Source organism: Flavobacterium cupriresistens (genome assembly GCF_020911925.1).
In the GTDB taxonomy this organism is placed as follows: Bacteria; Bacteroidota; Bacteroidia; order Flavobacteriales; family Flavobacteriaceae; genus Flavobacterium; species Flavobacterium cupriresistens.
On record NZ_CP087134.1, the window covers coordinates 3,347,744 to 3,361,254 of the forward strand.

At 33.3% G+C, this 13,511-nt stretch carries 14 protein-coding genes; 13 read left to right on the forward strand and 1 reads right to left on the reverse strand.

Annotation, left to right across the window (positions count from 1 at the left end):
* Window positions 1-10: 10 nt before the first annotated feature.
* Window positions 11-787 (reverse strand): 5'-nucleotidase C-terminal domain-containing protein, encoded by a 777-nt coding sequence (locus tag LNP23_RS14245; protein ID WP_230001702.1) that lies wholly within the window; start codon window positions 785-787, stop codon window positions 11-13.
* Between the two features lie 47 nt (window positions 788-834).
* Between LNP23_RS14245 and LNP23_RS14250 the strand changes: the two genes are divergently transcribed.
* From LNP23_RS14250 to LNP23_RS14310, 13 genes are all read left to right on the forward strand, one after another.
* Window positions 835-1,347 carry a DUF6913 domain-containing protein gene (locus LNP23_RS14250; RefSeq protein WP_230001703.1) on the forward strand — a complete coding sequence of 171 codons (513 nt, stop codon included), beginning with the start codon at window positions 835-837 and terminating at the stop codon, window positions 1,345-1,347.
* 15 nt (window positions 1,348-1,362) lie between these two features.
* On the forward strand, window positions 1,363-2,256 hold the full coding sequence (dapA, locus tag LNP23_RS14255) for a 4-hydroxy-tetrahydrodipicolinate synthase (RefSeq protein WP_230001704.1): 894 nt from the start codon (window positions 1,363-1,365) through the stop codon (window positions 2,254-2,256).
* A 125-nt stretch (window positions 2,257-2,381) separates the two neighbouring features.
* The gene (locus LNP23_RS14260; RefSeq protein WP_047779280.1) at window positions 2,382-3,176 is read left to right on the forward strand and encodes an outer membrane protein assembly factor BamD; all 795 of its coding nucleotides are present in this window, start codon (window positions 2,382-2,384) and stop codon (window positions 3,174-3,176) included.
* Window positions 3,177-3,185: 9 nt separating this feature from the next.
* The gene (locus LNP23_RS14265; protein WP_047779281.1) at window positions 3,186-3,503 is read left to right on the forward strand and encodes a DNA-directed RNA polymerase subunit omega; all 318 of its coding nucleotides are present in this window, start codon (window positions 3,186-3,188) and stop codon (window positions 3,501-3,503) included.
* Between the two features lie 7 nt (window positions 3,504-3,510).
* Window positions 3,511-4,719: a bifunctional phosphopantothenoylcysteine decarboxylase/phosphopantothenate--cysteine ligase CoaBC gene (coaBC, locus tag LNP23_RS14270; RefSeq protein ID WP_047779282.1), complete on the forward strand. Its 1,209-nt coding sequence runs from the start codon at window positions 3,511-3,513 to the stop codon at window positions 4,717-4,719.
* A gap of 81 nt (window positions 4,720-4,800) precedes the next feature.
* Window positions 4,801-5,688: a type IX secretion system protein PorD gene (porD, locus tag LNP23_RS14275; RefSeq protein ID WP_047779283.1), complete on the forward strand. Its 888-nt coding sequence runs from the start codon at window positions 4,801-4,803 to the stop codon at window positions 5,686-5,688.
* 58 nt (window positions 5,689-5,746) lie between these two features.
* Window positions 5,747-7,399, forward strand: a complete 1,653-nt coding sequence (recN, locus tag LNP23_RS14280; protein WP_230001705.1) for a DNA repair protein RecN — start codon at window positions 5,747-5,749, stop codon at window positions 7,397-7,399.
* Between the two features lie 41 nt (window positions 7,400-7,440).
* Window positions 7,441-8,139: a hypothetical protein gene (locus tag LNP23_RS14285; protein ID WP_047779285.1), complete on the forward strand. Its 699-nt coding sequence runs from the start codon at window positions 7,441-7,443 to the stop codon at window positions 8,137-8,139.
* 61 nt (window positions 8,140-8,200) lie between these two features.
* The gene (fabV, locus tag LNP23_RS14290; protein WP_230001706.1) at window positions 8,201-9,391 is read left to right on the forward strand and encodes an enoyl-ACP reductase FabV; all 1,191 of its coding nucleotides are present in this window, start codon (window positions 8,201-8,203) and stop codon (window positions 9,389-9,391) included.
* Window positions 9,392-9,513: 122 nt separating this feature from the next.
* Window positions 9,514-10,512 (forward strand): glycosyltransferase family 2 protein, encoded by a 999-nt coding sequence (locus LNP23_RS14295; protein WP_230001707.1) that lies wholly within the window; start codon window positions 9,514-9,516, stop codon window positions 10,510-10,512.
* 1 nt (window position 10,513) lies between these two features.
* Entirely contained in the window at window positions 10,514-11,110 is a 597-nt protein-coding gene (coaE, locus tag LNP23_RS14300; RefSeq protein WP_230001708.1) for a dephospho-CoA kinase, read from the forward strand.
* A gap of 59 nt (window positions 11,111-11,169) precedes the next feature.
* Window positions 11,170-12,753, forward strand: coding sequence for a sensor histidine kinase (locus tag LNP23_RS14305; RefSeq protein WP_047779289.1), 1,584 nt, complete (start codon window positions 11,170-11,172; stop codon window positions 12,751-12,753).
* Between the two features lie 3 nt (window positions 12,754-12,756).
* Window positions 12,757-13,473 (forward strand): response regulator transcription factor, encoded by a 717-nt coding sequence (locus LNP23_RS14310; RefSeq protein ID WP_047779290.1) that lies wholly within the window; start codon window positions 12,757-12,759, stop codon window positions 13,471-13,473.
* The last annotated feature ends 38 nt before the right edge of the window (window positions 13,474-13,511 follow it).

Here is a 13,511-nt window from a genome sequence, read left to right on the forward strand (position 1 = left end):
TTAAATGGAGTTATTCTTCTGTTATTCTAATGTCTTTCGCCACCGGAATCGTGTCTACTTCCTTAAAGTAATCAATCAGTACATTTCGAAGTTTGTAATTCAAATCAAATTTCTGAGTAGTTTTTAGGAAAAAGTTCATGTTGTCTCCGCCATTTGCCAGATAATCATTGGTAGCAACATAATACGTTTTGTTGGTATCTAGCGGTTTTCCCTGAACAAGTATATTTTTTGGTGTATTGTCTTTAGAGATTGTAAAAGTCATTCCTGCCAAAGGATGCGGTTTTTTCTCCTTAATAATATAAGTGGTCATTGCTACGAGTTGTTCTCCTTTTAGGGCCAGAACCACCAGATTGTTTTCAAAAGGCATAATTTCAAAAGCCGTTCTTTTGGTAACATTCCCTTTTGGTAATATAGCACGGATTCCACCATGATTTAAAAAACACAAATCGATATCTTTTTTCTCACGAGCATTAAAAACGGTATTTCCTCTTTTTAAGCAAACATCAGCAATTAGATTACCAATGCTGGTTTGCCATTTTCCGGTACTTTTTTCCAGTGTTTCAGGGCAATAAGCTAAAATGCTGTCCAAATCTTTATTGATATTATTGCGATAGGGAGTAATAAAAGTTTCGATTTCCGGAGTTTGTGGAGCTTTCTCGGTTATAGGAAGTTGTTTCCCTTCTATCTTCGTTAAATTGTAGTTCTTGCTACAAGAAGTTATAAAAAAAAGTGTTAAGAATATAACAAAAAGTTTTAAAAACCCGTTATACTTTTTTAGTTTTACCATCTTAAATGCGACTTAAATAATTAATTTTGTAATCTCGTAAATGTACTATGTTTTTAAATTACATAAAGGAATTTTTTATAAAAAAATCGTTAAAAAATAACTTGCGTAGCGTAAAAAATGAAGTCTTTACAAGTGCTATACAAACAATTGGTTTACTGGTTGATGAGACTAAGTTTAAACATTCAAAAGAGCTGATAAAAGAGCTTGTTTTGAATGGAATCAACCCCGATAACATAAAAGTTGTTGCGTATAGAGATAAATTTAAGGAGAAAAAAACGTACTCAAGACCCACATTTGGTAGAAAACACATCAATTGGAAAGGGGAGATTGAAACAGATTTTTTAACTGAATTTATCGATACAGAATTTGATCTTTTGATTAGTTATTACGACATCGAAAAAACGATTTTGATGTTGATAACGGCGAAGTCAAAAGCAAAATTTAAAGTTGGTTTTACATCCGTCGATAAAGAATTAAACCGATGGATGATAGATACCACCCTGGAAAATTATAAACTTTTCGTTTTCGAATTGTTTAGGTATTTAAAGAACATTAAATAAATTATAAAGTAGAATATGCAATCATTAATAGGAACCGGTGTTGCTCTGGTAACTCCATTTAAAAAAGACTTTTCAATTGATTTTGAAGCATTACAACGAATCGTAAATTTTTCGATCGATGGAGGAGTTGAGTATCTTGTTGTTATGGGGACCACAGCAGAAAATGCTACCTTGACGCAAGCAGAAAAAGAATTGGTTATAGATGCAGTTGTAGAATATAATAAAGGAAGATTGCCTCTTGTACTGGGTGTTGGAGGTAATAATACCATGCAACTGGTTGAGGAATTAAAGACCAGAGATTTTTCTGCATTTGAAGCTATTCTTTCTGTTTCTCCTTATTATAATAAACCGACACAAGAAGGTATTTATCAGCATTTTAAAGCAATAGCCGAAGCTTCTCCTATACCTGTGATATTGTATAATGTACCGGGGAGAACATCAAGTAATATGTTGCCGGGTACAGTAGTGCGTCTGGCAAATGATTTTGAGAATATAGTAGCCATAAAAGAGGCAGCAGGAGATGTAGTGCAAGCCATGCAGCTGATAAAAAATGCACCGAAAGATTTTCTTGTAATTTCAGGAGATGATATGATTGCTTTGCCAATCGTTTTGGCCGGTGGAGCAGGAGTAATTTCTGTAATTGGGCAAGGTTTTCCAAAAGAATTTTCAGAAATGATCCGTTTAGGATTGAATAAAAAAGTAAATGAAGCTTTTAAGACGCAGTACTTTTTATCCGATTGTATTGATATGATTTTCGAACAGGGAAATCCTGCCGGAATCAAACAAGTATTCAAAGCCCTTGGTATTGCTGAGAACACAGTGCGTTTGCCATTGGTAACGGTAGACGTTGAACTGGCAAACAGGTTGAATGAATTTGTAAAAAAAAGCATTAAAGTAGAGCAGGATTAACGGTATTTTATTATACCAAAAAAATATTTTGTAGTAGCTAAATTAATAACTAAATTTGCCACCGGAACTTCGGTGTGATTTTGCTTTGGCACAATTGTCTGAGTAATCATAATAAAAGTAATAAAATGAAAAAAATAGTATCTCTATTAATTGTTGTTGCCCTTTTTTGTTCTTGTAGTGATTACCAAAAAGCATTAAAAAATGAAGATGTTGCAGCAAAGTTTGAAGTAGCAACAAAAATGTATGATGCTGGCAAATATTCAAAGGCAATTCGTCTTTTTGAACAATTGGCACCTACGTATAGAGGTAAACCTCAGGCTGAAAAACTGTTTTACATGTTTTCTCAGTCGTATTATAAGACCAAACAATATTATTTGGCAGGTTACCAGTTTGAAAGTTTTGTTTCGGGTTACCCACGAAGCGAGAAAGTGCAGGAAGCTGCTTTTCTTGGGGCTTACAGTTATTCAAAATTATCACCTGTTTACAGTTTAGATCAGACTGATACAGCAAAAGGATTAGAGAAATTACAAGCTTTTATTGATAATTACCCGAATTCAGAATACATTGGTCAGGCCAATGATGCTGTTAAAGTCTTGAATGGGAAATTAGAGAAAAAAGCATACGAAAATGCCAAAGGATATAATTTGATTTCAGATTATAAATCAGCCTTAATCGCTTTTGATAATTTTATCGCTGATTTTCCGGGAACACCTTTTAAAGAAGATGCATTGTTCTATAAATATGATTCTGCATACAAATTGGCAATAAACAGTATTCCGGCAAAAATGCAGGAACGTTTAAATGTGGCAAAGGTGGCGTATGGTAACTTAATTAAGTTTAAGAGCGATACCAAATACAAAGTGAAGGCTGAAGAAATGAATGCCAGAGTTGAAACAGATTTACAAAAATTTACTAAATAAAATAAAGTCATGGATTTAAAAAAGACGAATGCTCCTGTAAATACAATAACTTACAATAAAACAGTTATTGAAGAGCCAACAGGAAATGTGTATGAGGCAATTACCATTATGGCTAAAAGAGCAAATCAGATTAATTCTGAAATCAAAAAAGAATTAACTGAGAAGTTAGAAGAGTTTGCTACTTACAATGACAGTCTTGAGGAAGTTTTTGAAAATAAAGAGCAAATTGAAGTATCTAAATTTTACGAAAAATTACCTAAACCACACGCTTTAGCTGTTCAAGAATGGTTAGACGGTAAAACATACCACAGAGGTACAAACAAATAATAGTATAATGTCAGTTTTAAACGGAAAGAAAATTTTACTGGGAGTTTCCGGTGGAATTGCAGCGTATAAAACAGCATCATTAGTACGACTTTTTATAAAAGCAGGTGCACATGTCCAAGTGATAATGACACCTGCTTCTAAGGATTTTGTAACGCCACTTACGTTATCTACACTATCCAAAAATCCGGTACATTCCAATTTTTTTAATCAGGATGATGAAGATGCTGTTTGGAACAATCATGTCGAATTAGCACTTTGGGCTGATTTAATGCTTATTGCTCCGGCAACCGCCAATACATTATCTAAAATGACAACCGGTAACTGTGATAATCTTTTGATTGCAGCTTACTTATCGGCTAAATGTCCTGTTTACTTTGCTCCGGCAATGGATTTGGACATGTACAAACACCCTTCTACAATTGCGAGTTTTACTGCTTTAAAGCAATTTGGCAATACTATGATTCCTGCAGAAAACGGAGAATTGGCCAGTGGTCTTTCCGGTGAAGGAAGAATGGCTGAACCTGAGAACATAATCGCATTTCTTGAAGCAGATTTAGAGAGCAAATTGCCTTTAAAAGGGAAAAAAATACTAATTACTGCAGGACCAACATACGAAGCAATAGATCCTGTGCGTTTTATAGGAAATCATTCTTCAGGAAAAATGGGGTTTGATATTGCAAATGCAGCGGCAGATTTAGGAGCCAGTGTTGTTTTAGTTTCGGGACCAACCCATTTTAAAGCAAAAAACACTTCGATCAAAGTTGTAAGTGTCGTATCTGCGCAAGAAATGTACGATGCCTGTCATCTGTATTTTGACGATGTTGATGTGGCTGTTGCAGCAGCAGCAGTTGCCGATTACAAGCCAAAAGTAGTAGCCTCACAGAAAATAAAAAAAGCAGCGGATGAATTTTCGATTGAACTCGAGAAAACAAAAGATATTTTATTATCACTTGGCAATACTAAGAAAAATCAATATTTGATTGGATTTGCCTTAGAAACTGAAAATGAAATTGAGAATGCTAAGTTGAAAATTCAGAAAAAAAACTTAGATTTGATTGTTTTAAATTCCTTACAAGACGAAGGTGCCGGTTTTAAGAAAGAAACCAATAAAATTACTTTTATTGATAAAAATTTTAAAATTGAACCTATGGAATTAAAATCAAAAGAATTAGTGGCTGCTGATATTTTGAATAAAGTGATTTCACATTTTTCATAAACAGCACTATTGATTTTAAATCGAAAACGGAATTAAAAATTAGCGCTAGTCTATTTCGCTAAAAGCAAATATTATGTTCGTATGTGTAAAAAAATAGTTACTATTCTGGTATTTTTGATTTTTGGCTTTTCGCAGGCGCAGCAGTTAAATTGTACTGTAACTATAAATACGGAAAGACTTGCAACTCCAAATCAACAGGTTTTCAAAACGCTGGAGACCGCTTTGTCTGAATTCGTAAATAAAACCGATTGGGCCGGATCTGTTTTGAAGCAAAACGAACGCATCAATTGTTCGATGTATATTACTTTGTCATCGTATAATTCCAATCAGTATTCAGGAACAATCCAGATACAGGCTTCAAGAATGGTCTATAATTCGACTTATTCCTCTCCGATTTTTAATTATAACGATAAAGATTTTAGTTTCAGTTATACCGAATACGAGCCTTTGTTATTTAATCCGACTAATTTTGAATCTAATTTAGTTTCTTTAGTTTCCTTTTACAGTTATATGATTTTAGGAATAGATGCCGATACGTTTCAGATGGGTGCAGGAAGTTCTTATCTGGAAACAGCTCAGAATATTGCAAACGTTGCGCAACAAGGCGGTTATAAAGGATGGAGTCAGTCAGACGGTGTGCAAAACCGTTATTTTTTAATAAACGACATGCTTTCTCCTACTTACAGTGATTTAAGACAAACGTGGGCTTTATACCACTCAGGTCTGGATACCATGAACCAGGATTTAAAAGCAGCAAAAGAGAAGATAAAGTCTTCTATACTGCTTATTGCAAAAGTAAATTCGGTTAAACCGAATGCTTTTTTAACCCGGATATTTTTTGATGCCAAATCAGATGAGATTGTTTCAATCTTTTCGGGCGGTCCCAGTATTCCGATCACCGATTTAACGGATGTTTTAAGCAGGGTTTCGCCATTGAATGCTACGAAATGGTCGCAAATAAAATTTTAATTGCTTGCTGTTATTTTAGTTCCCTCATTACTATTTTTTATACTTATCAATTTTTCTTATGATTACTTCACTGTCAATTAAAAACTATGCTCTGATTGAAAAACTCGCTATTGATTTTTCAAAAGGATTTTCGATAATTACAGGAGAAACAGGTGCCGGAAAATCGATTATTCTGGGAGCAATAGGTTTGGTTCTTGGAAAAAGAGCCGATTTAACTTCGCTAAAAAATAAAGAAGAGAAATGTGTTATCGAAGCACAATTTGAAATCTCAAAATACAATCTGAAAGAGTTTTTTGAAGCAAATGATCTCGATTATGAAGAAGAAACAATTATTAGACGTGAAATTCTGCCTTCAGGAAAATCGCGTGCTTTTATTAATGACAGTCCGGTAAATCTTCAGGAATTACAGGATTTGAGTTTGTTTTTGATTGATATTCATTCGCAGCAGCAAACTCAGGAGCTTTCTGATGAAAGTGTTCAGTTTAAAATAATTGACGCAATTGCCAATAATACAGAGGTAATAAGTTCTTATCAAAAATTGCTTAAGACTTATAAATCTGATAAGTCAAAACTAAATGCGTTGCTGAAAAAGCAAAGTGATTCAGGGAAAGAGCAGGAATACAATACTTTTTTATTGAATGAATTGGTTTCGGCTAAATTAAAATCAGGGGAACAGGAAGAACTGGAAGCTGAGTTTGAAAAACTGAATAACGTTGAAATTATAAAAGAATCAATCGATAAATCGTTGTCGATTTCTAATGAAGAACAATTTGGAGTTTTTCATAATCTGAACGAAATCAAAACTTCTTTGCAAAAAATAGCTCTTTTTTCTGCGGAATATCAGAGTTTGTTTGAAAGAATTACTAGTGTTGCAATTGAATTTGATGATGTTTCGAGAGAATTGCAAAATGCTTCCGAAAAATTAATAAATGACCCTGAGAAGTTAGAACTAACCAATCAGAAATTGCAATTGATTTACAATCTTCAAAAGAAACATCAGGTCACTACCGTTGACGAATTACTTCAGATTCAGGCTAATTTGGAAAGTGCGGTTATTGAATTAGGGAATATCGAGGAAGAGATTGCGGTTTTATCACAGTCACTAGAGCAGAAAACATTGGAATTAGATGCTTTCTCAGTGATAATTCACCAAAATAGAGAGAATGCCATTCCGGTTTTATCGAATCAATTAATTACGATTCTTGAAACTTTAGGAATGCCAAATGTTCGTTTTAATATGGAACTTTTGCCGTCTGAGACCTATTTTCAAAACGGAAAAGACGAATTGCAATTTTTGTTCTCTGCCAATAAAGGAACCGATTTCGGATTGCTTAAAAAAGTGGCTTCCGGAGGAGAAATGTCCCGTATTATGTTAGCTGTTAAAGCAATTTTGGCAAAGTATTCTAAATTACCTACTTTAATTTTTGATGAAATCGACACCGGAGTTTCGGGAGAAATTGCCATCAGAATGGGGGAGATTATGAAAGAAATGAGTGCTACAATGCAGATATTTGCCATTACCCATTTGCCACAGATTGCGGCAAAAGGAGATTCTCATTTTAAAGTCTTCAAATCTACAGTTGATGAAGATACGCAGTCAGAATTAAAGTTATTGTCTCAGGAAGAAAGAGTTACGGAAATTGCTCAGATGCTTTCCGGTGCCAACATTTCAGATTCGGCGTTAAATCATGCAAAAGAATTATTAAATTAAATATTTAATTTATATTTGCTCAACAAATTTATATATAATCGATGTTAAAAAAAATAACTATTTTTTTCTTTTTTATTATCCAGCTCAATGCTCAGGATGGTAATCAGAATGTTGTAAGTTCTGAATTAAATACAAGTGGAACTTCTTATTTAGTAAAAGATTATCCGCAAGGTGTTTATCCTACATTCGATGATCTTCTTCAAAAGAAGGGGATAAATATGGGGGACGCTATAGAAAGAAGACCTATTGTTGGTTATCAAAAAAATTCTCTTGCTAAAGATGTTGTTGCTGATCAGGTTTACTTTTATTTTAAAAGAGACAGTGTTAGAGTAAGTAATTATGCTGCAATATCTTATAACGGTAGTTTGTATATTCAACAAAGATTAATTAAAAAGCTTGCCTCTAAAAAAGATAAGAATCAAGAAGGTAATGATTTGAATTCTTATCATAGAGTTATAAGTGATGGTAAGTTCTGGTATTTTGAAGGACCTTATGCAAACATGTGGTCTAAAGCCTTTGCGTATGGAACAGGAGGAGCGGTTGGAATGGTTGTTGGTTCTAATTTGAACAAATTGAAAGGAATTGTATTTAACGTTGAAAAAAAAGAGTTTAATTTCATAAGAGATTGTGAAGGTTTGAATCTTCTTATTGAAGAATATAAAGGAACCAAGATAGAGTGTAGTGATAAAGAGGTAGGTATTTTGGTTGTCCGTGAGAATATCGATAAAATTATTAAGTAATACTGTATTCAATAGTATTTCGGTATAAAAAGAATAAAGCTAAAATTGAAATAAAAAAAATATGATTATAGAGCCTAGAATGAGAGGATTTATTTGTTTGACATCACACCCAAAAGGATGCGAGCAAAATGTTAAGAATCAAATAGAATATATCAAATCAAAAGGACCAATTGCCGGAGCTAAAAAAGTATTGGTTATTGGTGCGTCAACAGGTTTTGGATTAGCTTCCAGAATTACAAGTGCTTTCGGATCTGATGCGGCTACAATTGGAGTGTTTTTTGAAAAACCACCAGTTGAAGGAAAAACAGCTTCTCCGGGCTGGTACAATTCTGCGGCTTTTGAAACTGAAGCGCATAATGCAGGTTTATATGCAAAAAGTATCAACGGTGATGCTTTTTCAAATGAAATTAAAAGACAAACTTTAGATTTAATAAAAGCTGATTTAGGACAAGTAGATCTTGTAATTTACAGTTTGGCTTCGCCAGTACGTTTACACCCTGTAACAGGAGTTTTACACCGTTCAGTTTTAAAGCCAATCGGACAAACATTCACAAACAAAACAGTTGATTTTCATACCGGAAATGTAACAGAAGTTTCGATTGCACCGGCTAATGACGATGATATCGAAAATACCGTTGCTGTAATGGGTGGTGAAGACTGGACCATGTGGATGGATGCTTTAAAAGAAGAAAATTTATTAGCTGAAGGAGCTACAACAGTTGCTTATTCATATATCGGGCCATCATTAACAGAGGCAGTTTACCGTAAAGGAACAATCGGTCGTGCAAAAGATCATTTAGAAGCTACAGCATTTTCGATCACTGAAAGTTTGAAATCAGTAGGAGGGAAAGCGTATGTATCAGTAAATAAAGCTTTGGTTACTCAGGCAAGTTCTGCAATTCCGGTTATTCCATTGTATATTTCTTTGTTGTATAAAATCATGAAAGAAGAAGGAATTCACGAAGGTTGTATCGAGCAAATTCAACGTTTGTTTCAGGACAGATTGTATTCCGGATCAGCAGTTCCTACCGATGATAAAGGAAGAATCAGAATCGACGATTGGGAAATGCGTGAAGATGTTCAGGCAAAAGTGGCTAAACTTTGGTTAGAGGCAACTACAGAATCTTTACCTGGAATTGGAGATTTAGCAGGATACAAAAATGACTTCTTAAATTTATTTGGATTTGAATTTGCAGGAGTTGATTACAAAGCAGATGCAAATGAAGTTGTAAATATTGAAAGTATTAAATAAGTACCGCTTATGATATATAAAACCATCAACCAAAAGTTGATGGTTTTTTTGTGAATATACCATATCTTTGTTGAAATTTTTAAGCTTAAAACAGTTACTACTCTAATACCCCCTATTCCATTATGATTTTTTCTTTAATTATACCCGTGTATAATCGACCAGACGAAGTTGATGAACTTTTAGAAAGTTTATCTAAATCTGATTATAATGAAGCTTTTGAAATTGTTCTTGTTGAAGATGGTTCTTCAATACCATGTAAAGAAGTGGTGATGACGTATCAGGGAAAACTTAATATTTCCTATTATTTCAAAGAGAATTCAGGACCGGGAGATTCAAGGAACTTTGGGATGCAAAAGGCGAGAGGGGATTACTTTATCATTTTTGATTCTGATTGTATTATTCCGCCTCACTATCTGACCGAAGTGCGAAAAGAACTTAATGCTAATTATGTAGACTGTTTTGGAGGACCTGATAAGGCCCTGGATAGCTTTTCTGATATTCAGAAGGCTATCAACTTTGCGATGACTTCTTTTCTTACTACAGGAGGAATTCGTGGGGGATCTGAGAAAATCACCAAATTTCAGCCAAGAAGTTTTAATATGGGAATTTCGAAGAAAGCTTTTGAAGTTTCAAACGGTTTTGGAAATATTCATCCCGGAGAAGATCCGGATCTATCGATTCGTTTGTGGAATTTAGGTTTTGAAACCAGATTGTTTCCTGATGCATTTGTGTATCACAAACGTAGAATAGACTGGGAAAAGTTCTCGATTCAAGTACACAAGTTTGGAATCGCGAGACCAATTTTGAACAGTTGGTATCCGGAGCACAATAAAATTACTTTTTTCTTTCCGACAGCTTTTATAATCGGCTTGTTAGTAGCTTTTTTATTGTTAATTTTCAATATTGACCTTTTCTTACAAATATATTTTGTATATTTCGTTATTATTTTTCTTACTGCCAGCATTCAGAATAAAAGCATTAAAATAGGGTATTTGTCAGTAATAGCAGTTTGGAAACAGTTCTACGGTTATGGAACCGGGTTCTTGAAATCATTTGTTAAGATTATTCTATTAAAGAAAAAACCGCAAGAGGCGTTTCCTCGTATGTTTTTTAAATTGTAGTATGACAAAAGTTATTGGTTTGACAGGCGGCATTGGAAGTGGTAAAACAACAATCGCTAACTATTTTAAGGAGTTGGGGGTTCCGGTTTATATCGCAGATGACGGAGCCAGAAAAATAATGCAGTCTGAAGTCATTCTAGAACAGATAAAAACGATTTTCGGAAATGCTATTTTCGAGAATAATGTTTTAAGCAGACCCAAACTGGCTGAGATCGTATTTAAAGATAAGGAGAAGTTAGACCAGTTAAATGCAATTGTGCATCCTGCCGTTAAAGCGGATTTCGAGGCATGGTTATTGCAACATGAAAAGTACGAATATATAATTTACGAAGCCGCAATTTTATTTGAAAGCGGTCGTTATAAAGAATGTGATTTTATAATAACAGTTACTGCCCCGGAAGAAATAAGAATTAAACGGGTTTTAGAACGTGACAATACCACAAGAGAGCATGTTTTAAGCCGCATGAAAATGCAATGGAATGATGAAAAACGCATTTCTGGAAGCAATTTTGTAATTAATAACGAGAATCTTAAAAAAGCTAGAGAAGAAGTTGTTAAAATTCTTAAAATTTTAAATATAAAACAAAATCAGTCTTAAATGTTAATATTTGGTTAATGTATTATTTAGTATATTGTTAAAATATTAATTTTGTTTCGATGAATAAATTATTTTTTAGAATACTTGTTTTACTGATGAGCTTGTCCTTAATTGGGATAATTCTGGTTCAAGTATATTGGTTTAACTCTTCGTTTAAGAACAATGACGAACAGTTTAAGTATCATGTTACTCAGGTAATTGGAAATGTTGCAGACAAGCTTGAGCAGCAGGAAGAGTACAGTTTTTATGACAAATACAACAGAATAAAAGACAGTACCGGTAAAACTCCGAAAAAAGAAGATTTGCTTCAGGTTTATTACGTTCAAAGAAATACAAAAACAAATAAGACCATTATTTATTCTAACACGCTGACCTCTGAGGATTATGATATAAATGGTTCGCTTTTTAATAAAAAATTTAGCAGCGAGCGATTTAAAAATTTCAGTGCAAAACGCGTTACAGAAGTTTACAATAATAATGGTATTGACAATAATTCGTTGAATCAAACCGTTATACCGGATCTTAAAATAGAGAAATCAGGTAGTTTAGACATTTTAAATAAAGTACAACAACAAATTCAGTACAAAGATATTGCTTCTTTAACCCCAATAGAAGGAAGAATTACCGGAGATAAGCTTCAAAAACTATTAAAAAAGGAATTAGAAGAATATGGTGTTAAAACCAAATTTGAATATGGTGTTTTAAATAGTGGCCTGGCAACAAAAGTGAAATCAGAAGGTTTTCATTATGACAAAGACGCAAGTTATCATGTACCTATATATACGGACAATGAAGGAAACAGTAAATATGAATTGTTTATCACCTTCCCGCATAAAAAGAAGTTTTTATTATCTGAGTTATTAAGTATTACGATACTATCAATAATTTTTACATTAATTATAATAGTTGCCTATACAAGTGCGTTAAATCAATTAATACGACAAAAGCATATTTCTGAAATCAAAACCGATTTTATAAATAATATGACGCATGAGTTTAAAACTCCGATTGCAACAATAAATTTAGCGCTTGACGCCATTCGGAATCCGAAAATTATTGAAGATAAAGAAAAGGTTTTCCGATATCTTCAGATGATTAGAGATGAAAACAAGAGGATGCACGCACAAGTAGAGAATGTTCTTAGAATCTCTAAATTAGAAAAAAGAGAATTGGATATTTCAAAAGAGCCAACTGCCGTTCACGATATTATTGATGATGCAATTGAGCACGTAAATTTAATTTTAGAAGACAGACAAGGAACTGTTGTGAAGCATTTGAATGCTGCAAGAACAACCTGTCTCATCAATGAAGTTCATTTTACAAACGTTTTGGTAAATATTTTAGAAAACGCAATAAAATATTCGCCAGATATACCTGAAATTGAAATTTTTACAGAAAATGTCAAAGACATGATTCTGATAAAAGTAAAAGATAATGGTTTAGGTATGAGTAAGATAGCTCAGAAAAGAGTTTTTGAGAAATTTTACAGAGAACATACCGGAGACTTACATAATGTAAAGGGACATGGTTTAGGCCTTGCTTATGTAAAAAGAATAGTAGAGGATCACAATGGTCAAGTATATGTTGAAAGCGAAAAAGGAAAAGGTAGCACCTTTATAATAAAAATACCATTAATAAATTAAAATATGGAAAATAATAACAAAAGAATACTTTTAGTAGAAGATGACCTTAATTTTGGGGCAGTTCTTAAAGATTATCTAATGTTAAATGACTTTGAAGTTACTTTAGCTAAAAACGGTATGGAAGGTTTCGAAAAATTCAAGAAAGATGTATATGATTTATGTATTCTTGATGTAATGATGCCGTATAAAGATGGTTATACCTTAGCAAAAGAAATTAGAGAGAAAAACAGCGAAGTGCCAATTATCTTCTTAACAGCAAAATCTATGAAAGAGGATGTGTTAAAAGGTTACAAAGCAGGTGCTGATGATTACTTAAATAAACCTTTTGATTCAGAAGTTTTATTGATGAAAATCAAAGCCATTATCCAGAGAAAATCTGCGGATACAAAAGCAGAACAAGTGCAGTTTGAGTTTAATATTGGTAAATTCCACTTAAACTCTAAACTTAGATTCTTAACTTTTGAAAATGATGAAGCAATTAAATTATCTCCAAAAGAGAACGAATTGCTTAAGATGCTTATTCTTCATGAAAATGATTTGATGCCAAGAGAATTAGCGTTAACTAAAATCTGGAGAGACGATAACTATTTTACTTCAAGAAGTATGGACGTTTATATCGCTAAACTTAGAAAATATCTAAAAGCAGATGAAGATGTTGAGATCTTAAACATTCACGGAGAAGGTTTCAGATTAGTTGTTAAAAGCAAAATTGCTGAATAATTAGATTCACCTTATCGAAAATAAATGGAAGCTCTGAG